This window comes from uncultured Shimia sp. (assembly GCF_947493595.1).
GTDB lineage: Bacteria > Pseudomonadota > Alphaproteobacteria > Rhodobacterales > Rhodobacteraceae > Shimia.
Genome location: NZ_CANLRL010000005.1, coordinates 162,603 through 182,549, shown reverse-complemented (window position 1 = coordinate 182,549; position 19,947 = coordinate 162,603). Strand labels below are relative to the sequence as shown.

At 57.4% G+C, this 19,947-nt stretch carries 20 protein-coding genes; 9 read left to right on the top strand and 11 right to left on the bottom strand.

What is annotated here, in order from left to right:
- Positions 1–106 precede the first annotated feature (106 nt).
- Positions 107–1,090 carry an NAD(P)H-quinone oxidoreductase gene (locus Q0955_RS13855; protein ID WP_299425088.1) on the top strand — a complete coding sequence of 328 codons (984 nt, stop codon included), beginning with the start codon at positions 107–109 and terminating at the stop codon, positions 1,088–1,090.
- Positions 1,091–1,212: 122 nt separating this feature from the next.
- Positions 1,213–2,514: a ferredoxin reductase family protein gene (locus tag Q0955_RS13850; protein ID WP_299425087.1), complete on the top strand. Its 1,302-nt coding sequence runs from the start codon at positions 1,213–1,215 to the stop codon at positions 2,512–2,514.
- A 258-nt stretch (positions 2,515–2,772) separates the two neighbouring features.
- Here the strand turns inward: Q0955_RS13850 and Q0955_RS13845 are convergent, their stop codons facing one another.
- The 4 genes from Q0955_RS13845 to dgcN form a co-directional block, all read right to left on the bottom strand.
- Positions 2,773–3,633 (bottom strand): D-amino-acid transaminase, encoded by an 861-nt coding sequence (locus Q0955_RS13845; RefSeq protein ID WP_299425085.1) that lies wholly within the window; start codon positions 3,631–3,633, stop codon positions 2,773–2,775.
- A gap of 71 nt (positions 3,634–3,704) precedes the next feature.
- Positions 3,705–4,457, bottom strand: coding sequence for a metallophosphoesterase family protein (locus Q0955_RS13840; protein ID WP_299425084.1), 753 nt, complete (start codon positions 4,455–4,457; stop codon positions 3,705–3,707).
- A gap of 3 nt (positions 4,458–4,460) precedes the next feature.
- A complete protein-coding gene (gene dgcA / locus Q0955_RS13835; RefSeq protein WP_295175681.1) occupies positions 4,461–5,423 on the bottom strand; it encodes an N-acetyl-D-Glu racemase DgcA in 963 nt (320 codons plus the stop codon).
- Positions 5,424–5,545: 122 nt separating this feature from the next.
- Positions 5,546–6,547, bottom strand: coding sequence for an N-acetyltransferase DgcN (dgcN, locus tag Q0955_RS13830; RefSeq protein WP_299425082.1), 1,002 nt, complete (start codon positions 6,545–6,547; stop codon positions 5,546–5,548).
- Between the two features lie 336 nt (positions 6,548–6,883).
- On the opposite strand from dgcN, the gene Q0955_RS13825 reads away from it, so the two are divergent.
- Positions 6,884–7,843 (top strand): L-malyl-CoA/beta-methylmalyl-CoA lyase, encoded by a 960-nt coding sequence (locus Q0955_RS13825; protein ID WP_299425080.1) that lies wholly within the window; start codon positions 6,884–6,886, stop codon positions 7,841–7,843.
- A gap of 74 nt (positions 7,844–7,917) precedes the next feature.
- Here Q0955_RS13825 and Q0955_RS13820 read toward each other — a convergent pair whose 3' ends face one another.
- Positions 7,918–8,370, bottom strand: a complete 453-nt coding sequence (locus Q0955_RS13820; RefSeq protein ID WP_299425079.1) for an Lrp/AsnC family transcriptional regulator — start codon at positions 8,368–8,370, stop codon at positions 7,918–7,920.
- Between the two features lie 72 nt (positions 8,371–8,442).
- On the opposite strand from Q0955_RS13820, the gene Q0955_RS13815 reads away from it, so the two are divergent.
- Both Q0955_RS13815 and Q0955_RS13810 read left to right on the top strand, forming a co-directional pair.
- Positions 8,443–9,054, top strand: a complete 612-nt coding sequence (locus tag Q0955_RS13815) for a LysE family translocator (protein ID WP_299425077.1) — start codon at positions 8,443–8,445, stop codon at positions 9,052–9,054.
- A gap of 108 nt (positions 9,055–9,162) precedes the next feature.
- Complete coding sequence (locus Q0955_RS13810) at positions 9,163–10,125, top strand: acetyl-CoA carboxylase carboxyltransferase subunit alpha (RefSeq protein WP_299425075.1); 963 nt, start codon at positions 9,163–9,165, stop codon at positions 10,123–10,125.
- 103 nt (positions 10,126–10,228) lie between these two features.
- Here the strand turns inward: Q0955_RS13810 and Q0955_RS13805 are convergent, their stop codons facing one another.
- Complete coding sequence (locus tag Q0955_RS13805; protein WP_299425074.1) at positions 10,229–10,921, bottom strand: COQ9 family protein; 693 nt, start codon at positions 10,919–10,921, stop codon at positions 10,229–10,231.
- Between the two features lie 122 nt (positions 10,922–11,043).
- Here Q0955_RS13805 and rpsU point away from each other — a divergent pair, with 122 nt between their 5' ends.
- Both rpsU and Q0955_RS13795 read left to right on the top strand, forming a co-directional pair.
- Entirely contained in the window at positions 11,044–11,250 is a 207-nt protein-coding gene (gene rpsU, locus Q0955_RS13800; protein WP_008207378.1) for a 30S ribosomal protein S21, read from the top strand.
- Positions 11,251–11,397: 147 nt separating this feature from the next.
- Positions 11,398–12,468: an adenylate/guanylate cyclase domain-containing protein gene (locus tag Q0955_RS13795; protein ID WP_299425073.1), complete on the top strand. Its 1,071-nt coding sequence runs from the start codon at positions 11,398–11,400 to the stop codon at positions 12,466–12,468.
- 3 nt (positions 12,469–12,471) lie between these two features.
- On the opposite strand, the gene Q0955_RS13790 is transcribed toward Q0955_RS13795, so the two are convergent.
- A complete protein-coding gene (locus Q0955_RS13790; RefSeq protein ID WP_299425071.1) occupies positions 12,472–14,532 on the bottom strand; it encodes a DEAD/DEAH box helicase in 2,061 nt (686 codons plus the stop codon).
- A gap of 258 nt (positions 14,533–14,790) precedes the next feature.
- On the opposite strand from Q0955_RS13790, the gene yghU reads away from it, so the two are divergent.
- The gene (gene yghU / locus Q0955_RS13785; protein WP_299425070.1) at positions 14,791–15,663 is read left to right on the top strand and encodes a glutathione-dependent disulfide-bond oxidoreductase; all 873 of its coding nucleotides are present in this window, start codon (positions 14,791–14,793) and stop codon (positions 15,661–15,663) included.
- Between the two features lie 173 nt (positions 15,664–15,836).
- The gene (locus Q0955_RS13780) at positions 15,837–16,475 is read left to right on the top strand and encodes a LysE family translocator (RefSeq protein ID WP_299425068.1); all 639 of its coding nucleotides are present in this window, start codon (positions 15,837–15,839) and stop codon (positions 16,473–16,475) included.
- Here the strand turns inward: Q0955_RS13780 and Q0955_RS13775 are convergent.
- The 4 genes from Q0955_RS13775 to Q0955_RS13760 form a co-directional block, all read right to left on the bottom strand.
- On the bottom strand, positions 16,472–18,055 hold the full coding sequence (locus Q0955_RS13775) for a GMC family oxidoreductase N-terminal domain-containing protein (protein WP_299425066.1): 1,584 nt from the start codon (positions 18,053–18,055) through the stop codon (positions 16,472–16,474). The genes Q0955_RS13780 and Q0955_RS13775 overlap by 4 nt on opposite strands.
- Positions 18,056–18,128: 73 nt before the next feature.
- Positions 18,129–19,007 (bottom strand): RNA polymerase sigma factor SigJ, encoded by an 879-nt coding sequence (sigJ, locus tag Q0955_RS13770; RefSeq protein ID WP_299425065.1) that lies wholly within the window; start codon positions 19,005–19,007, stop codon positions 18,129–18,131.
- Positions 19,008–19,544 (bottom strand): hypothetical protein, encoded by a 537-nt coding sequence (locus tag Q0955_RS13765; RefSeq protein WP_299425063.1) that lies wholly within the window; start codon positions 19,542–19,544, stop codon positions 19,008–19,010.
- Entirely contained in the window at positions 19,541–19,930 is a 390-nt protein-coding gene (locus Q0955_RS13760; RefSeq protein WP_299425062.1) for a hypothetical protein, read from the bottom strand. The genes Q0955_RS13765 and Q0955_RS13760 overlap by 4 nt, the downstream gene beginning before the upstream one ends.
- Between the last annotated feature and the right edge of the window lie 17 nt (positions 19,931–19,947).

Below are 19,947 nucleotides of genomic sequence, written 5' to 3'. Positions count from 1 at the left end.
TGTACCAAAGGGCAAGAGCACCTGTCGCAGCGTCCGCGCGACAAAAGTGCCTGTTCCCCATTGCCTGCGCTCTGGTAGACAGAGGGCACACCACAGGGAGACCAGCATGTCACAGACCATGAACGCCGTTGAAATTTCCAAACCCGGTGCCGCGGATGTGCTTCAAATGGTGCAATGCCCGATTCCCACACCTGGCCCCGGCGAAGTGCTGATCAAAGTGGCCTATGCGGGGGTGAACCGGCCTGACGTGCTGCAACGGGCGGGCCTCTACAATCCGCCACCCAATGCCTCCGACCTGCCGGGCCTTGAGGCCTCGGGCACGATTGCCGCTGTTGGCGCAGGTGTAAGCGAGTGGGTGGAAGGTGACGCGGTTTGCGCCTTGCTGCCCGGTGGCGGCTATGCCGAATATGTTTTGACACCGGCTGCACATTGCCTACCAGTGCCCAAAGGCATGGACATGAAAGAGGCGGCCTGCCTGCCGGAGACGTTCTTCACCGTCTATTCCAACGTCTTCCAGCGTGGTGGTCTCAAAGCGGGCGAAAAGTTCCTCGTGCACGGCGGCTCGTCCGGCATTGGCACAACTGCCATCCAACTGGCCAACGCCTTTGGCGCACGTGTGTTCACCACCGCAGGCTCTGACGAGAAGTGCGAAGCCTGCCTGAAACTTGGCGCCGAAAAAGCGATCAACTACCGCGCAGAGGATTTTGTCGATGTGCTGCGTGCCGAAGGTGGCGCAAACCTGATCCTCGATATGGTGGGCGGCGACTACCTGCCGCGCAACGTGAAATCTCTCGCCGATGACGGGCGTCTGGTACAAATCGCCTTCCTGCAAGGTCCGCAGATTCAGCTCAACTTTGCCCATGTCATGATGCGCCGTTTGACCATCACTGGCTCCACCCTGCGTCCGCAAAGTGATCTCGCCAAAGCCAAGATTGCCGACGCCCTGCGCGCCGATGTCTGGCCGCTCTTGGAAAGCGGTCGTGTTGCGCCTGTTATGGACAGCGAGTTTGCTCTGGCGGACGCGGTGGCGGCCCATCAGCGTATGGAAAGCAACGGCCACATTGGCAAAATCGTGATGAAAGTGGCCTAAACTCTGGTTTATTCCGCCATTTTTGGCGGAATACCCCCTTCCCACCGAGGCTGCCCCTGGGGCATGTAGGCCGCGCGAACTGATGGTCATGTGTGACCTAGGCACGAAGTGGGAACAGAACTGTGAAAAAACTCGGACTTCTTTTGGTGGCAGTGGCTTTGGCGCTGCCGTTTGTGTGGTGGCCTGAAATTGCCCAGGGGCGCGACGGCCTGGCGCTGTTCAGTCAATATCTCGGTCTTGGCGCGCTCATCGCCATGGCGTTTTCCCATGTGATCGCCACCCGCTGGCCTGGCGTTGAAATGATCTTTGGTCCGATGGATCAATCATATCGCTTGCACAAATGGCTCGGCATCGGCTCCATGGTGGCCATTCTGCTGCACGACACAATTGATGCCGACATGAAGGGGCTGGGGCGTGAAACCATGCTGGTCGATCTGGCGGAAACACTGGGAGAAGTCAGCCTCTATGGTCTGCTGATGCTTGTGGTGATCACGGTTGCGACCTTCATCCCCTATCACCTGTGGAAATGGACCCACCGCTTCATTGGGATTTTCTTCCTGTTTGGTGCCTTCCACTATCTCTACATTCTGAAGCCTTTTAAAAACGGCGACCCGCTGGGGCTCTACATGTGGGCGGTTTGCATCATCGGCACCGTTGCTTATGCCTGGACCTCCGCGCCGCGGGGTATGCGTCCGCGCAAGCGCTATGAAATCACCGCTGTGACCAAACAGGGTGAAGCGATTGCCGTGGACATGAAAGCCACCGGCCGTCCCTTGCGCCATCGTGCGGGCCAGTTTGCCTTCTTCCGCTTCTCCGGTGCAGGCCTGAACGAGCCGCACCCCTTCACCATTTCCTCTGCACCAACCGAGGATGGCAGTCTGCGCATCACTGTCGCGCCGCTGGGCGATTTGACCAACCGCGTTTCACGCAGCTTGGCAGTAGGGCAAGCCCTTCAGGCGGATGGTCCCTACGGCCACTTTGGACGCGCCAAGGGGGCGCAGGTCTGGATCGCAGCGGGCGTGGGCGTCACCCCGTTTGTGGCTCTGGCACAGGCTTTGCCAGCTGACGCAGCCCCGGTCACGCTGGTCTACTGTGTGCGGGACACATCGAACGCGCCTCATCTGGCGGAACTCGAGGCACTGGCGGCGGCCAAGCCAAACCTAACACTGGTGCTTTGGCAAAGTGCCGAGCGCGGCCGCTTCACAGCTGCCGCCTTGCCTGATCTGGTGGACGACATCGCGAGCCGCAAAGTGCTCTTCTGTGGCCCCGTCCCAATGCGCCGCGCCCTGTCCAAGGACCTGCCGAAACAGGGCGTCTCCCAACGCAATTTCCACTACGAGGCGTTTGAGATTCGCACCGGCATCGGCATCCGGCGTCTGGCAGAGTGGCTGTGGCAACGCCACCAATCGCGCAGCACAAGCTAAGCGATCCAACGGACTAGGCAGAGAAATGGCGCGGTGAGCAACCTTTAGTTGACTCCGCACCTTTTCTCGGCGACCATGAGTGTACTCGATTTTATTCATGCTGATTGCCACCACTCACCTAGCTTACAATCAGCATGCCATGCCCCGCTCACGGGACGCTTTGCGCTTTTGCTGTGATCGGCACAGCCTTAAGCCCACAAAAAAGGCCGGAGTGTTGCCGCTCCAGCCCTTCCTGATTTTTCTCGGTCAGGCCGATCCTCAGATCGCCGCCTTCTTGCTCTCGTCCAGATAGATCTCGCGCAGGCGGGTCGCAATTGGCCCCGGTGTGCCATCCCCCAGCGCCACGCCGTCGATCTCCACAACTGGCATCACAAACGCACTTGCGGAGGTGGTGAACGCCTCATCCGCACCCTGCGCTTCCTCAACGGTGAACAGGCGCTCTTCGATCTTCAGCTGCGCCTCAGCCGCCATCCGCAACACCGCCTTACGCGTAATCCCATGCAGGATGTCATTGCTCAGCGGACGCGTCACAATCACACCGTCTTTCACAAAATACGCGTTGTTCGACGTGCCCTCGGTCACATAGCCGTCTTCCACCAGCCACGCGTCATCCGCACCGGCCTTCTTGGCCATCATCTTGCCCATGGATGGGTACAGCAGCTGCACGGTCTTGATGTCACGACGGCCCCAGCGGATGTCCTCGATCGAGATGATCTTCGCGCCCTTCTTGGCCGCAGGGCTGTCTGCAAGGCCCGGTTTGTTCTGTGTAAACAACACGATGGACGGTGGTGTGTCCTCAGACGGGAAGACAAAATCACGGTCGCCATCGCTGCCACGGCTGACCTGCAGATACACCAGACCTTCCACAATGCCGTTGTCCTCGACCAGCTTGCGGTGGATCGCCAGCAACTCGTCTTTGCTGCAAGGCTCCGCCATCTCCAGCTCATCCAGCGAGCGCTTCAAACGCACGGCGTGGCCGTCAAAGTCGATCAGCTTGCCGTCCAGCACCGAGGTCACCTCATAGACCGCATCCGCCATCAGGAAGCCCCGGTCGAAAATCGAAATCTTGGCGTCTTCTTCCGGCAGGTATTCGCCATTGACGTAAACAGTGCGGCTCATCGTGTGTCTCTCCTAGCAATCTGCTGCTTTGTCGGGTGCGCTGCACCACAGGTCAAGCGTGTTTCGAAATCTCAGGTCTCAAACCATCCGGTTTTCAACGGAAGCGCCCAATCCGGGCGGTTGTGCGCCAGCGCCAGCGCCACCATGCGGGTCGCATCATAGGTCGCGCGGTGCAGGGAGATGTTCCACTCATGTGGTCCACGCTCCATCACCGCAAACCGCGCCGCCGCATCGCCGCTTTGCACCACATGTGGCACCGGTGTGATGTCGTCATAAGCGGGCAGGCCAACGCTGCCGGGGTTGAGCACCACTGCACCAGTCGCCAGTTGCACATTGCGCGGCAAATGCGTGTGCCCGCACAGAAGCACCTGTGCCTCTGCAGGCGCGAGTGCTGCCAGTTCCGTCACCGCGGGTGCACTGCGATCTACCAAGTCCCCTTGCGACGTCACATCATACAGCCAATAGGTCTCGTCACTCTCCGGTGTGCCATGGCACAGGAAGACATCCTCCACCAAGGCTGTTGCCGGTAGCGCCGCAAGCCATTCCTTGTGGGCGTCCGTCAACTGCGCCGCCGCCACCGCATCCGATGGGCCCAGCGTCTTTCGCGGTGTCAAAAGATAGCGGTCATGGTTGCCGCGCACAGAAATCATGTCATCCCGCGCCATAAGCACATCCAGCGTTTCCGCTGCCGCTAAAGGCCCGCTGGCATGGTCGCCAAGGTTCAGGACGCGGGAACAGCCCAGCCGGTCAATCTCGGCCAACACCGCTTTCAAAGCGTCCACATTGCCATGGACGTCGGAAATCACCGCCCACCGGTCCGCCATGACTTAGCCCCAAAGCGCCGCGCTGGGCGGGTGCACTCCGTCTGCGTCAAAAGTCAGCGGCGTGTCGCGGTCTTCTGCCAACAAAAGCGGACCATCCAGATCGGTGACCATCGCCCCCTGCGCCACCAGCGTTGCCGGGGCCATCGCCAGGGAACTGCCCACCATGCAGCCGACCATCACCTTATAGCCTTCCGCCAAGGCCGCTTCACGCAGACGCAGCGCCTCGGTCAACCCGCCGGTTTTGTCGAGCTTGATGTTCACCACATCATATTTGCCTTTGAGCTTGGACAACGTCGAGCAATCATGTGCGCTTTCATCGGCGCAAACCGGCACAGGCCGCTCCATGCCTAACAGCGCATCATCATCCCCCGCAGGCAGGGGTTGCTCCACCAGCGCCACACCCAGCCGCACCAGATGCGGCGCCAGATCGGCATAGACCTCGGCAGACCAGCCTTCATTGGCGTCAACAATGATGGTGGATTTTGGCGCACCGGCGCGCACCGCTTCCAGACGCGCCATGTCGTCCGGCGTGCCCAGTTTGATTTTCAACAATGGCCGGTGTGCGTTTTTGGCGGCCTGCGCCTGCATCTCTGCCGGTTCCGCCAAAGACAGCGTATAGGCGGTGATCTCCGGTCCTGGCTTCGGCAAGCCAGCCAATTCCCAGGCGCGTTTTCCGGCCTTCTTGCATTCCAGATCCCACAGCGCACAGTCCAGCGCATTGCGCGCCGCGCCCGCAGGCAGGGTATACAGACCCTCACGGGTCACCGGGCCTTTCACGCTTTCAATCAGCTGTGTGACATTCTCCAATGTCTCGCCATAGCGCGCATAGGGCACACATTCGCCCCAGCCAACATATCCGTCTTCTTCAACCTTCACGGTCAGAACCTTGGCTTCGGTGCGCGAGCCACGGGAAATGGTGAACACCTGCGCCAGCTTGAACACATCAGGGGTGACGGAAATTTGCATGTGGAGGCCTTTCAAAGCGTCTTGCGGCCAATATTCGTGCACAGCGCATCGCGCCGCACTTTCATTTGGCCAAAAATATCCCGGGAGTCCGGGGGCAGCGCCCCCGGCTTGTCGCCGTATCTTTACAGTGCTGCGAGCGCGTCCACCAGCTTGCTCGCGCCAAAACGGAACGGATCGGTGGCGGGCAGGCTCATATCGGCCTCAACCTGTGCCAGATAGGCTTTTGCCTCATCTTCCGCCATGTGTTGGGTGTTCACCGACACGCCCACAACCTGACAGGCCGGGTTGGCCACTTTGGCCAGCGGCAGCGCCAGATCGCGCAGTTCCTGCAGGCTAGGCTGCTGATACTCTGGCAGGCCGCGCATGTGGTCGCGGGTTGGCTCATGTGCCAGGATCAGCGCGTCCGGCTGACCGCCATGGATTAGCGCCATGGTCACACCGGAATAAGACACGTGGAACAGGCTGCCCTGACCCTCGATGTGGTCCCAGTGGTCTTCATCATTGTCCGGTGTCAGCCACTCGACGGAACCAGCCATAAAGTCAGCAATCACCGCGTCCAGCGGTACGCCGTCGCCAGTCACCAGAATGCCGGTCTGACCGGTGGCGCGGAAGGTCGACTTCATGCCGCGCTTGCGCATTTCCGCATCCATGCAGAGGGCGGTGTACATCTTGCCTACGGAGCAATCTGTGCCGACGGCCAGCACCCGCTTACCGCTGCGCTTTTTGCCGTTGGCAATCGGGTATTCCACTTCAGGTACCCGCACATCGTGCAGTTTCTGGCCGGTGGCTTCGGCCACGGCGATCAGGTCCGGTTCGTCACACAGCAGGTTGTGCAAGCCGGAGGCCAGATCAAAGCCCTCTTCCAGTGCCATCACCAGCACCTTTTTCCACTCCTGGGAAATCACGCCGCCACGGTTGGCCACGCCAATCACCAGTGTCTTGGCACCGGCTTCCCGAGCTTCCACCAGGCTCATGTCGGTCAGCCCCATGTCGGCCTTGCAGCCCTCCATGCGGAATTGACCCACGGCATTCTCTGGACGCCAGTCCTTGATGCCCTGCGCCACTTTGGCGGCCAGTTGGTCCGGTGCATCACCCAAGAACAGAAGGTATGGAGTTTCGATCATCACGCGTCCTTTTTGTATCATCCCCAGTTAACGGACAAAGTTTATGCGCTGGGCATCGGGGCAGGTTCTCAAATGTTGCTGTCATGCAGTGTTGCTTTGCAAATTTCTTCGAAATCGACTCGAGTTAACGAAAGAACTTTGCTGCAGCCGCGAAAAATTCGCACCTCCGTGATGCAGCCGCGATACCGACACAATACCGACGTGCCAAATCCCACTTTTGCGCCGCGACGCAGCGAAATTAATGCCGCGCGCGCACAATTTACTTGCGGTTAAGTGCGCAACTTCCTAACAATCAGCGCCAGAAAAACGTAATATCCTTACCTAGAGAGTGACGTCATGAGCTTCCGACTTCAGCCTGCCGCCCCCGCCCGTCCCAACCGCTGCCAGCTGTTTGGCCCGGCGTCCAACACCAAGCTGTTTGCCAAAATGGCGGCCTCCGCGGCGGATGTGATCAACATTGATCTGGAAGATTCCGTGGCCCCGTCGGACAAGGACATGGCGCGTGCCAACGCAATTGAAGCAATCAATTCAATTGATTGGGGCAAAAAGACTCTGTCCGTGCGCATCAACAGTCTGGACACGCCGTACTGGTACCGCGACGTGGTTGACCTGCTGGAACAGGCCGGTGAGCGTCTTGATCAAATCATGATCCCAAAGGTCGGCTGCGCCGAAGACATCTATGCTGTGGATGCTCTGGTCACCGCGATTGAAGCCGCCAAAGGCCGCAAAAAGCGCATTGCTTTTGAAGTTATCATCGAATCGGCCGCCGGCATCGCCCACGTAGAAGCCATCGCCGCCGCCTCACCCCGTCTCGAAGCCATGTCCCTCGGCGCCGCCGACTTCGCCGCCTCCATGGGTATGCAGACCACAGGTATTGGTGGTACGCAGGAAAACTACTACATGTTGCATGAAGGTCAGAAACACTGGTCCGACCCATGGCACTGGGCGCAGGCCGCGATTGTGGCTGCCTGCCGCACCCACGGTGTTCTGCCAGTGGACGGCCCCTTCGGCGACTTCTCTGACGATGAAGGCTACATCGCACAGGCCAAACGTTCTGCAACATTGGGCATGGTAGGCAAATGGGCGATCCACCCAAAACAGATTGGCCTTGCTAACGACGTGTTCACACCATCTGAGGAGGCGGTCGCTGAAGCCCGCGAAATTCTCGCAGCGATGGAGCAAGCCAAAGCCAACGGAGAAGGTGCCACCGTTTACAAAGGCCGCTTGGTCGATATTGCGTCTATCAAACAAGCAGAAGTGATTGTGGCGCAAGCGGAGCTGATTGCAGCCAGCTAACAGTTAGATGCTGATAAAGCTTTGAAAACGCCTGTGGCTTTAGAGCCGTGGGCGTTTTTCTCTCCAGCAAGTGGCTATGCCCGTTCGTCTTTTGGCGAGCCCATCACCACATAGCTGGTGATCGAATGTACCTGTTCGACCGTGCCCAAAACCTCCGTATGGAAGCGCTTATAAGACGGCAAATCCGCCGCCTCGACGCGCAACAGGTATTCCACCTGTCCGGTGATGTTGTGACACTCCCGCACCTCCGGTGCCAACGCCATCGCCCGCTCAAATGCCAGCTGCGAGTCCTTGGTGTGCTTGTTTAATCCAACCGTGATGTAGGCGACAAACCCTGTCCCCAAGGCCGCCCGGTCGAGCACGGCGCGATAGCCAGTGATGATCCCGATCCTCTCCAGCGCTGCGACCCGCCGCAAGCAGGCAGAAGGAGACAGACCCACATTCTCAGCCAAAGCCAGGTTGCTCATGCGCCCATCCTTGGAGAGTTCGCGCAATATATGTTCGTCAATTTGATCGAGTGTCGTCATAAGTTGTGAAATTATCTGATTTGCGCACAAAAACGCAACTCAAATGCGCGGGCTTTGCGTCACGCTTACTCCATGACTTACGATATCCTGACCGCTCTTCTTCTGTTTGCCTTTGTGTCCTCGATCACCCCGGGGCCCAACAACCTCATGCTCATGGCCTCTGGGGCCAACTTTGGGTTTGCCCGCACCATTCCGCACATGCTTGGCGTGGGGATTGGATTTGTGGTCATGGTGGCCCTGGTGGGTGTCGGGCTGATGCAGGTGTTTGACCGATACCCAATTGCGCACACTGTTTTGGCGGTTGCGTCCGTTACCTACTTGCTCTGGCTGGCTTGGAAGGTTGCGAACGCTGGCGCGCCTGATGAAGGGGAGGGAACCGGCGGTACGCCCATGACTTTCCTGCAGGCCGCAGCTTTTCAGTGGGTTAATCCAAAGGCCTGGACCATGGCGCTTACCGCTGTCACGCTCTATGCGCCCGACCGGTCCCTGACTGCTGTACTTTTGGTGTCTGCCGCCTTTGGGGCTGTGAACCTGCCGTGTGTCTCAAGCTGGACGGTACTGGGACAGCAAATGCGACGCTTGCTGACCTCCCCGGCACGTTTGACCGCGTTCAACTGGACCATGGCGGGATTGCTTGTCTTGTCTCTTTATCCGGTGGTCGCTCCGATGGTATCAGCTGGCTAGAAACAGGTTTCATGGGCTGATGTGGCAGGGGTAAGTGCGCTTCCCGTTGCAATTACCCGAAGTCACCGTCATATAGCCTTGTCAAGAAACCAGTGTGTGGAGTGCACAATGACCAACTATCTCGACTTCGAAAAACCGCTCGCAGAGATTGAGGGCAAAGCCGAAGAACTGCGGGCGCTTGCGCAGCAGAATGAAGAGATGGATGTCAAAGATGAAGCCGAGGCACTGGATCGCAAGGCGGCGGAACTGCTCGAAGAGCTCTACAAAGACCTGACCCCTTGGCGCAAATGCCAGGTGGCGCGTCATCCGGAGCGCCCGCATTGCCGGGACTATCTCAATGAGCTGTTCACAGATTACACGCCGTTGGCTGGGGACCGAAACTTTGCTGATGACCTTGCCGTCATGGGCGGTTTGGCGCGTTTCAAAGATCAACCAGTTGTGGTGATTGGCCAGGAGAAAGGTCACGATACCAAATCTCGAATTTCTCACAACTTTGGCATGGCGCGCCCTGAAGGCTACCGCAAAGCTGTGCGTTTGATGGAAATGGCGGATAAGTTTGGCCTGCCGGTTGTGACGTTGGTCGACACAGCTGGGGCTTACCCCGGCAAAGGCGCCGAGGAGCGAGGCCAATCCGAAGCCATCGCGCGCTCCACAGAGATGTGTCTGCAGATCGGTGTGCCGTTGATCTCCGTGATTATCGGCGAGGGTGGCTCTGGTGGCGCCGTGGCCTTTGCAACCGCCAACCGCGTCGCGATGCTGGAGCATTCGGTGTATTCCGTGATTAGCCCGGAAGGCTGCGCGTCGATCCTGTGGAAAGACAGCACCAAGATGCGCGAGGCGGCCGAAGCGTTGCGTGTGACAGCACAGGATCTGGAGCAGTTGGGTGTGGCGGATCGCGTGATTGCAGAGCCAATGGGCGGCGCACACCGTGACCGCGAGGCGACCATGCAAAGTGTTGCCTCTGCGATTGAAACAATGCTTGGTGAGCTGGAAGGCAAGTCCAAAGAGGTTCTTGTGGCGGATCGTCGCAAAAAGTTTCTCGACATTGGCTCCAAAGGGTTGGCTGCCTAAAGCGACCAACTCCTCGAAGTACCAAAATAAAACCCGATAGAGTGCGGTATCTTTCGGGTTTTGTGTTTTAGGGCCTCTGACACGTGCTGAGAGGCACGCCGGCTTAGTTGCCTGTCTGCCCCCAATGGCCCGGCATATTTTCAGGGAAAGTTGGCGCGCGCAATTTGGAGAGCGCGCCCAATGGGCCAGACATCATTTTACCAACAGGGCTCTTGTTGATTTGAGCTTTGGTTTTCTCAAACTGCATGACGTTTTCGATGCGCCTGTCCAGGAACGCCCAAGTGGCCGCGTGCCCGTCGCTGTCATCCCCCAGCCAATACAGCACTGTTGCAGAGTAGACCGCAGAAAGCGTGGCCCGTTTGGAGTACCAATTGAAGTCTTGTGACGTATCGCCAATGGCGGTCCAAATGGCGTCCGCCGTGCCCCAAATCAGCTGCGCGCCCGCGGCCGCATGTTGGGGCAGGGCAAAGAGCGTGCTACCGCGGCGTACAATCTCACGGTCGGGGCACAGTTCCAGCCGGGTGCGCACCGCAAAAGTGATTTTCTCGCGGATTTTCATCTCAGACAGTACGTCTTCACTGAGGGTTGCGACCATCTGAGAATCACCACGTTTATGATAGGCGATCGCCAGATCCACCGCACCACGCGGACAGAGCGCTTTGGCCACAACCGGGTCCACACCACTGTCGCCTATCGCTGCCTTAAATGTTGCGTCGGACCAACCATCAAAGGGCACGTGCATCTCTGCGGCATCCAAAAGAAGGGATTTGACGTCGGTTTGCGCTGTCTCTGACATGGCGGAACTCGCTTTGCGATGAGGCTGTTGCAGCCATACTAGACAAAGCGCAGGCAAGTTGCTATATGCGCGCTTCCTGCAATTTCATTGCAACTCAAACTTAGAAAGGTGGTGAAAACCACATGCAGGTTAGTGTTCGTGACAACAATGTCGATCAGGCGCTTCGCGCTCTGAAGAAAAAGCTGCAGCGTGAAGGCGTATTCCGCGAAATGAAGCTCAAGCAACATTTCGAGAAGCCGTCCGAGAAAAAAGCACGCGAAAAAGCTGAAGCGATCCGCCGTGCCCGTAAACTGGCACGTAAGAAAGCACAGCGCGAAGGTATGCTCTAAGCACATCTTTTCCAGCTTTGGACACAAGAATTGACACCCCCATGGCTTGGCCATGGGGGTTTCTCTTTTGTTGTCGCGACGGAATATGTGCTTACATGCGTGTAACCATCGAGCAAAGGCTCGCAAAAGAGCAAGACAGGATTTGAAATGAAGCGCACCTTTGGTTCGTTTGTGTTTGTGTTGGTTGCAGGCGCCATTATTGGGGCGCTCTACGGCCTCATGATGAATGAAATTCTGGACCGAAATTGGGGGCTCAAAGCGCCCATTCGTGGCGCGATCCGTGGCATGGTGGTTGCGTCGGTGGCTGTGGTGCTTGAAGTTTGGATCAGCAACAGCGCCATTGGCCGGTGGCAACGCAGCGTGAAATTTCGTCGCGGTGTGGCGTTGCGCGTGATCATTACCTGTCTGATTATTTATGTCGCTTTGGCGGGATCGCACCTTGTGTTGATCGCCGACAAGGAAATCTACGTGCAGTGGATCCAAAACGGGTTTGCGCCGGATTTCCTGTTTGCTCTGGGGGCCGGTGTGGTTATTCAGGTCATGTTGCAGGCACGGCGATTGATTGGCGGGCGCACGCTGACCTATTTCCTGTTGGGCCGGTATGCGCGACCAACAGAAGAACGCCGGATTTTTGTGTTGGCCGATCTGAAAGACTCAACCGCGCTTACTGAACAGCTAGGGGATCAAAAGGCGCTCGAACTTATCACGGGTGTCTTTCTGGATATTGATCCGGCAATCAAGAAACACCGAGGCGTCATTCACAACTACGTTGGTGACGAAATCATCATGAGTTGGCTGGACCGTGGACCGGACGGCAATATGAGATTGCTAAACTGTATTGATGAGATCTTTCAGATCCTGTCTGTCCGTCAGGCACATTACCTAAGAAAGTACGGTGTGGCACCAACGCTGCGCTTGGGGATCGCAGGCGGTCCTGTGGCTGTCGGGGAATGTGGCTGGGAAAAGCGCCAAGTGGTCTACATCGGTGACACAATCAACAAAGCCAAGCGGATGCAGGAGGCCTGCAAACGTCACGATTTGTCGGTGATTTTGGATGCGGAGACCGCGCGTGGCATCACAATGCCTATGGGGATGGGAATTGATGTGGTCGAGGAGGCTACGCTGAGAGGGCGCGCGGAGACGACCAAAATGTTGACTCTCACGGGGCCAGACGGGACCGCGCTTGAGGCGCTCCCGTCCGGTGTCATGTCCGCCTGAGTTTTATTTGCCGCTCTTGCCTTTTGCTGCTTTGGCTGCTGCGGCGCGGGCTTTGTTCTTTTTGCTGTTGGCTTTGCCTTTTGGCGGCGGTGGGCCTTTGGGCTTGCGGCTTGGTTTGGCTTCGCTCAAGGCGCCGTCTGACATGGCCTTGCGTCGTGGAGCCGCATCGCCACCTGCTTTGGGCTTGGAGAACTTGGCTGAGGACTTCGGTTTTTTGAAGCGCGGTGCTGGATCGTCATTCCAGTCAGTTGGCGGCGTGGATTTCCCTCGATTGGCACCGGTGCCAGGCTTTTTAATTTTGTTTTCGCTAAATTTTTCCGACTTTGGCTTGTCGTAAGCAGGCTTGTCATCCGATGATTTGCCGCGATAAGGGCGGTCAGAATTGTCTTTATCGAACTTGCCACCGCCACGATGCTCTTTGCGCGGGCCTTTGTTCTTGTTGTAAGGCTTGCGGTCGCCGCCTTCGCGCGGGGCACGGGCCGGACCACGATCAAAGACGGGGTCTTTGTCCATTTGAGCCAGTTTGGCACCTTCTTCCAGTGTCATCGCCGGTCCAACCGCAGCCAGGAAGCCTGCAACGCTGGTTTCGAGCACTTGCACGTAGCTTTCTGACTGATTGATGCGGATCGCGCCAATGTCATCTTTGGTCAGATCGCCCGCTTTGCACAGCATCGGAAGCAAGCGGCGTGGCTCTGCCCCCTTGTCGCGGCCACCTTCAATGGAGAACCAAACGCTTTTACCAAAATCTTTCCGTGGCGTTGGTTTCGCATCCGACGCGGCGATCTCTTCCGGTGCGGAATGTTTGGAATTGTAAAGCCGCAGGTAGGCAGCGGCCACTTGCTCGGGAGTAAATGTGCCAAGCAAAGATTCAATTAGAGGCGTTTCGGATTCAGTGATGTCCACAGACCAGTCCGGATCCGCAAACATCCGGGCGTGATCTTGCGTGCTGACCTCTTCGGCAGAGGGCGCGCCGGACCATTCGGCATCCAATTTCGCCCACCGCAAAAGGCGCTCTGCCTTTTTGCGCGACTTACGGGTCACGATCATGGCCGAGACACCTTTGCGTCCAGCACGACCGGTACGACCGGAGCGGTGCAGCAATGTTTCGTGGTTGTTCGGCAGTTCCGCGTGCACCACCAAATCCAGGTTGGGCAAGTCAATACCACGTGCGGCCACATCAGTGGCGACACACACGCGCGCACGGCCATCACGCATGGCTTGCAAGGCGTTGGTGCGTTCGGATTGGCTCAACTCGCCAGATAGCGACACAACCTGAAACCCCCGGTTGGACAGGCGGGTGGTCAGGCGGGCCACCATGGCACGGGTATTGGCAAACACAATTGCGTTTGGCGCCTCATAAAACCGCAGCGTGTTGATCACTGCGTTTTCGCCATCCCGATCCATGACCGTCATGGCGCGATAGGTGATGTCGGCGTGCTGCTTTTGCTCGGATTTGGTTTCAACGCGGACCGCGTCTTTTTGGTAACTTGTTGCCAGCTGCGCGATCATTTTTGGCACGGTGGCTGAGAACAGCAGAGTCTGACGCTCTTCCGGGACCTGCTCGAGAATGAATTCCAGTTCCTCGCGGAAACCCAGGTCCAGCATTTCGTCGGCTTCATCCAGCACCACAGCACGGACATCCAAAAGGTCAATGGAGCCGCGATCAATGTGGTCCCGAAGGCGACCTGGCGTGGCAACAACAATGTGTGCACCGCGTGCCAAGGCGCGACGTTCATCGCGCATGTCCATGCCACCCACGCAGGACGCAACTTTGGCGCCAGCTTGGGCATAGAGCCAGGTGAGCTCGCGTTTTACCTGAAGCGCAAGTTCGCGGGTTGGGGCGATGATCAAGGCAAGCGGCGCACCTGCTTGCGGAAAGTTATCGGCTTCGCCCAAAAGTGTGGAGGCAATGGCGAGGCCAAAGCCAATGGTTTTGCCGGAGCCGGTTTGGGCGGACACCAGAAGGTCTTTGCCTTCTAGCTCCGGGTTCATAACCGCCTCTTGAACTTGAGTTAGTTTGTCATAGCCTTTTGCGTCCAGCGCGGCTTGGATTGCTTGTTTCACAGTGATGTCTACTTTGTATCAGAGGGGTGCCAGCGTGACGGCGTCGGCGGGCTCCCTCAAACTCTGAACCGCTCTCAACATCATATGTGGCAAGAAGCGCAGCGTTTAGCCCAATTTTTTAGGCATGTATAGGGCTGTGACAAAATGCGTTAACAAGGATGTGAGGTGAAAGTTTCCAACATTTTGCGCCGTAAGGTTTGAAACCGTCCAGAAAGCCTTAAGTTAACAGAAATCACTCATGCTACAGGGCGCAATCACATGACCGACACATACACTCCTCCAAAAGTTTGGACTTGGGACGCCGAGAGCGGCGGTAAATTTGCCAATATCAATCGCCCCATCGCTGGGCCGACCCACGACAAAGAGCTGTCGCGCGGCGAACACCCGTTCCAGCTATACTCTCTGGCCACGCCCAACGGTGTAAAAGTCACGGTGATGTTTGAGGAACTGTTGGAAGCAGGCCACAAAGGCGCAGAGTATGACGCCTACCTAATCAACATTGGCGAGGGGGATCAGTTCTCCTCGGGGTTTGTCGACGTGAACCCAAACTCCAAAATTCCGGCGCTGATGGATGTGAGCGGTGACAAAGAAGTGCGCGTGTTTGAAAGCGGCGCGATCCTTTTGCATCTCGCCGAGAAATTTGACGCCTTCCTGGGACCAAAAGAAAACCGCGCAGAAATGATCAGCTGGCTGTTCTGGCAAATGGGCAGCGCGCCGTATCTGGGTGGTGGTTTTGGCCATTTCTATGCCTATGCGCCGGAGAAATGGCAGTATCCAATTGACCGGTTCTCCATGGAAACCAAGCGTCAGCTGGATGTGCTGGATCGTCAATTGGCAGAGAACACCTATATCTCCGGTGACGAATACACGGTGGCCGATATGGCGATTTGGTCGTGGTATGGGCAATTGGTGCTTGGGCGCCTCTACGACGCGGCAGAATTCCTAGATGTGGCGAGCTATAAAAACGTAGTGCGTTGGGCGGAAGCCATTGATGCACGTCCTGCGGTGAAACGTGGCCGCATGGTGAACCGCGCGTGGGGTGAGTTGGACGAACAACTTCGCGAGCGTCATGCCGCAGAGGATTTCGAGACACGGACCCAGGACAAACTCGAGCCTGAGGCCGTGGAATAAGGGGCGCTGCCCCCCCGCCACATCAGTGATGTGGCGTCCCCGGGATATTTGGGGAATGTGAATATTTGGCGCTGCTTGCAAAGGCAGCGCCTTTTTGTGCCCGACACAATGATTGTATTGCAGACGTGTCACTTCTCCATTCAATTTGTGCAAACCATAGGAGAGGTGCGCCAATGTCGTGGTCTGAGGTTTTGACGTTTGCTTTGGTCGCCAGTCTTTTGGTGATGTCCCCGGGGCCCAACGGAGTTTTGATTGCCAAAACTGTCCCGACCTCTGGGCGCGCGGCCGGGTTTGCAAATGTTGCGGGTTTTGTGATGGCATTTTACGGGCACGGGGCTCTGTCCTTGTTGGGAATTTCAATCCTGTTGGTACAATCCGCCGTAGCTTTTTCCATCGTGAAGTTTTTGGGGGCAGCCTATCTTTTCTGGATCGGGATTAAGGCGCTTTTGGCGGCTTGGCGCGGTGTGGAAACAGCGGCAGAGGTTGCCCCCACTCAAGACAGGCGCACTCTGTGGAGGGCTTTTGGAGAGGGCGCTTTGACCAATGGTCTCAATCCCAAAGTGTCGATGTTCTATCTAGCTGCTTTCCCACAATTCCTGTCAGTTGGCGATTCGTCAGCTTACGCGGCTTTCACCTTGGTGACCGTACATGCCTGCATCAATGCGCTTTGGTTCGCCGCCATGGTCCTGCTGTTTGCGCGGCTCACGCAGGCTGCGCAAAGTGGTCGATTTCAGCGTATGATAAAAGGTGTGACAGGAGCGGTCTTTGTGGGCTTTGGTGTAAAACTGGCCACGTTACGGGCCAGTTTCTAGCCAGCAGCCAGAATCAACTCCGCAGCTTTCTCCCCAATCATAATGCAGGGAGAGTTGGTATTGCCGCTGGTGATATTTGGCATCACAGATGCATCCACAACACGCAGTCCGCCAACGCCACGCAGGCGCAACTCTGCGTCCAAGGGCGCATTGGTATCGGACCCCATACGCACGGTGCCTACCGGGTGAAAGATGGTGGTGCCAATGTCGCCCGCCGCTTGTGCGAGCTCCGCGTCGTCTTGCGCAGTTATGCCTGGCTTCATCTCCTCTGGCGCGTATTTGGCCATTGGGCTCTGCGCCATGATGCTGCGGGCTTGGCGGATTGCTGCGATCGCTGTTGCACGGTCGCCTTCGGTTGCGAGGTAGTTGGGGGCGATTTTGGGGCTGGTTGCAGGATCAGGTGAGGTGATCTCCACTGTGCCGCGGCTTTCGGGGCGCAGATTGCACACGCTGGCGGTCATGGCTGGGAAGTCATGCAGTGGCTGCCCAAAGGCCTCCAAAGAGAGCGGTTGCACATGGTATTCGAGGTCAGGCGTCGCCACATCCAGGCGTGATTTGGTGAAAGCCCCAAGCTGGCTTGGGGCCATCGACATCGGGCCGCTGCGTTTCAGTATGTACTCCATGCCAATTTTAGCTTTGCCTATTAGGGAGCTGGCCATAGTGTTGAGCGTCTTGGCTCCATCCAGCTTCCAAGCACAGCGCAGTTGCAAATGATCCTGTAGGTTGCGGCCGATTTCTGATTGATCGTGCTGAACGGCAATGCCGTGTCGCTGCAACAATGCGCCAGGCCCGATGCCGGAGAGCTGCAAAATTTGCGGTGAGTTCACCGCGCCTGCGGACAGCACAACATCCCCACCACAGCGCGCCTGATGCAAAGTGCCGTTCTGACGGTACTCGACGCCAACAACCTTGCCGCCTTCGATCAGGAGCCGCGAGGTGTGGGCGTGGGTTTCGATTTTGATGCGGCCGTCTTTCTGAGGTCGTAGGAAGGCTTTGGACGTGTTCCAGCGGAAGCCACGGTGCTGGTTGACCTTAAAATAGCCGACCCCTTCGTTGTTGCCGCGATTAAAGTCATCTGTGCGTGGCACGCCTATGGCTTCGGCTGCCGCCATCCAATCGTCCAACACATCCCATTGTAGGCGCTGATTGTTCACGTGCCACGGGCCACCTGTTCCGTGCATGTCGGACGGGCCATCCATGTAATCTTCGGATTTTTTGAACAGGGGCAGGACGTCATCCCACGACCAGCCCGGCAGCCCCAATTGCCGCCAGCCGTCATAATCCGCCGCTTGCCCCCGCAGATACAACATGCCGTTGATGGAGGAGCAGCCACCCAGCACTTTGCCACGTGGATAAAGCAGTTGCCGGCCATTCAAGCCCCGCTCCGGTGCTGTCTTATACATCCAATCAGTACGAGGGTTGCCAATACAATAGAGGTAGCCCATCGGGATATGAATCCAGTGATAATTGTCCTTGCCCCCGGCTTCCAAAAGTAAAACCCGGCGCCCTCCTTCCGCAAGCCGCGCCGCGACAACGCAGCCCGCGCTGCCTGCACCTACAACGATGTGATCCCAGTCCATTTTACTCTTCCCCTCACTCCACAGAGGAGGAGACGGCGAAGTGGAAGGTAAGTCAATTCATTTGTCTGACATTTCAATCGAGAGGTTTGCTTGCCTTCAATTTCTCTGGGTTGCGCATCACATAGATCCACTGCGCATCCCCGTTGGAATCTGGCAAAACCAGCGTCAAAGTATCCAGAACACCGCCGGTAAAGCGCGCCAAGGCAGGCTGAGAATTTGCAATTACCAACGCGTAGGACACGTCTCGTAGGTCATTGGATTTTTTCATCACCGATTGCGTCACGGTGATGATGTCTTGTGGCCCGTAGAGAACGCGGAACGCCGCTGACGCTTTGCCGCCGCCGTCGGTGATTGCCACGGCGTCTTTGGAAACCATCTTGATTGCCTGTGCATGGTCCTGTTTGGCTGCGAAGAAAAAGGTTTCGACAGCCTTGGCTGCCTCCTCTGGAGGTACATCAAACCGAGGTCCACTGGTTTGCAGGCGTTTGTGCGAGCGGCTGACCATTTGGCGACAAGCGGCTTCTGATTTGCCAAGCGTTGCCGCAATCTCGGAGTAATCGGCATCAAAAGCTTCTCGCAGAACAAAAGCTGCGCGCTCGGTTGGCGCCAGACGCTCCATTGCCCAGAGCAAGGCCAGCTCACATTCCTGCGCCAGTTGAAATCGGCTTTCGGTCGAGGATGTGGGCTCTGAAATGATCGGTTCTGGCAGCCACGGGCCGACATAGCTCTCACGCCGCGCACGCGCCGATTTTAGCGTATCAAGCGCAATATTGGTGGCCACACGGCGCAGCCAGGCGCCGTGGTTGTCGATGCGCTCGGAATCTGAGGCCGCAAATCGAAGCCACGCCTCCTGCACCACATCTTCCGCCGCGCTGATCTCGCCAAGCATCCGGTAGGAGATCGACAGGAGCGCAGGGCGCTCCTGTTCAAAGATAGTTGTGTTGTGGTCCATTTAGACCGCCACCTTTCCGACACGACCATTTACCATCAATTGCTGGCAGGCGTGCCCTTCGCCCAACCCGCGCTTGAACACCGGGTAAAACCGTCCGGATCCCGCCGCGAAGCTCGCAGCGATTAGGGCTTGTTTGCCAAACCGTGTACGTATGGTCTCCCCAAATGTATTTGTCTCATATGAGCCAGAGATTGTGTGTTGCGCAAATTGAAAGCCCAGCCCCACGTCGCCGGCCTCTTCAAATCGCCCTTCGATGGCGGCAAGCAAGGCGTCTTCGTCTACGCCTTCCTCAAGGGCGAAAGACACCACCAACTGTCCGCAAGGTCCACAATCCCCGTCCAGGGTGGAGGCCAGAAGTGCACCCGCCCAAACGGCACGGGCGTCTTCGGGGCCTTTGTATTGCGTGAGCATCGGCAACAATGTCAGGGCAATGCCCGCTTTGCTGGAGGCATCGATCACCTCATGCATATAGCCAACATCGTAGTCGTATTTTTTGCCAAAGCTGCGGGTGCCGGAATGTAGGAAAGAACGGATCATTGGGATGTCTCCACGGTGTTGAGCTGTGCTGTTGCAATCAATGCAGCCCAAGCTGGCAGTTGAATTCCCACCAAGTTGGTCAGTGAAATCAGATCAATGGCGGTGTCGCGATGAACAATCCAAATCCAAATGTGATACACCGCATGCAGTGTTGGCCAGGTTGCGCCAAACAGCGCCAATCTTTGGTCCGCAAAGCGGGCGGCAGAGGCGAGGGCAAGTGCGGAGACTACAAAGGCCAGCGCAACATCGCGAATAAAGTGGCTGTTAAAACCGCCAGTCTGCAGCACGCCTGGCACCGTTTCATACCAAAACTGCGGTGCCGCCCACATGAGGGCTGCATTTGTGAAAAAGTAGATGGACAACCCATACAAAAGGGGTCTGCTCATGGTTTCGTCTCCTTTGT

What these genes read in the sequence shown, in the direction of transcription:
- rpsU (WP_008207378.1), top strand. Translation starts at nt 11,044, where the DNA reads ATGCAGGTTAGTGTTCGTGACAACAATGTCGATCAGGCGCTTCGCGCT.
- Q0955_RS13845 (WP_299425085.1), bottom strand. Translation starts at nt 3,633, where the DNA reads ATGAGCCGCACTGTTTACGTCAATGGCGAATACCTGCCGGAAGAAGAC.
- Q0955_RS13775 (WP_299425066.1), bottom strand. Translation starts at nt 18,055, where the DNA reads ATGGACTGGGATCACATCGTTGTAGGTGCAGGCAGCGCGGGCTGCGTT.
- Q0955_RS13765 (WP_299425063.1), bottom strand. Translation starts at nt 19,544, where the DNA reads ATGATCCGTTCTTTCCTACATTCCGGCACCCGCAGCTTTGGCAAAAAA.
- Q0955_RS13805 (WP_299425074.1), bottom strand. Translation starts at nt 10,921, where the DNA reads ATGTCAGAGACAGCGCAAACCGACGTCAAATCCCTTCTTTTGGATGCC.
- dgcN (WP_299425082.1), bottom strand. Translation starts at nt 6,547, where the DNA reads ATGATCGAAACTCCATACCTTCTGTTCTTGGGTGATGCACCGGACCAA.
- Q0955_RS13815 (WP_299425077.1), top strand. Translation starts at nt 8,443, where the DNA reads ATGACTTACGATATCCTGACCGCTCTTCTTCTGTTTGCCTTTGTGTCC.
- yghU (WP_299425070.1), top strand. Translation starts at nt 14,791, where the DNA reads ATGACCGACACATACACTCCTCCAAAAGTTTGGACTTGGGACGCCGAG.
- Q0955_RS13820 (WP_299425079.1), bottom strand. Translation starts at nt 8,370, where the DNA reads ATGACGACACTCGATCAAATTGACGAACATATATTGCGCGAACTCTCC.
- Q0955_RS13780 (WP_299425068.1), top strand. Translation starts at nt 15,837, where the DNA reads ATGTCGTGGTCTGAGGTTTTGACGTTTGCTTTGGTCGCCAGTCTTTTG.
- Q0955_RS13855 (WP_299425088.1), top strand. Translation starts at nt 107, where the DNA reads ATGTCACAGACCATGAACGCCGTTGAAATTTCCAAACCCGGTGCCGCG.
- Q0955_RS13760 (WP_299425062.1), bottom strand. Translation starts at nt 19,930, where the DNA reads ATGAGCAGACCCCTTTTGTATGGGTTGTCCATCTACTTTTTCACAAAT.
- Q0955_RS13795 (WP_299425073.1), top strand. Translation starts at nt 11,398, where the DNA reads ATGAAGCGCACCTTTGGTTCGTTTGTGTTTGTGTTGGTTGCAGGCGCC.
- Q0955_RS13810 (WP_299425075.1), top strand. Translation starts at nt 9,163, where the DNA reads ATGACCAACTATCTCGACTTCGAAAAACCGCTCGCAGAGATTGAGGGC.
- dgcA (WP_295175681.1), bottom strand. Translation starts at nt 5,423, where the DNA reads ATGCAAATTTCCGTCACCCCTGATGTGTTCAAGCTGGCGCAGGTGTTC.
- sigJ (WP_299425065.1), bottom strand. Translation starts at nt 19,007, where the DNA reads ATGGACCACAACACAACTATCTTTGAACAGGAGCGCCCTGCGCTCCTG.
- Q0955_RS13825 (WP_299425080.1), top strand. Translation starts at nt 6,884, where the DNA reads ATGAGCTTCCGACTTCAGCCTGCCGCCCCCGCCCGTCCCAACCGCTGC.
- Q0955_RS13840 (WP_299425084.1), bottom strand. Translation starts at nt 4,457, where the DNA reads ATGGCGGACCGGTGGGCGGTGATTTCCGACGTCCATGGCAATGTGGAC.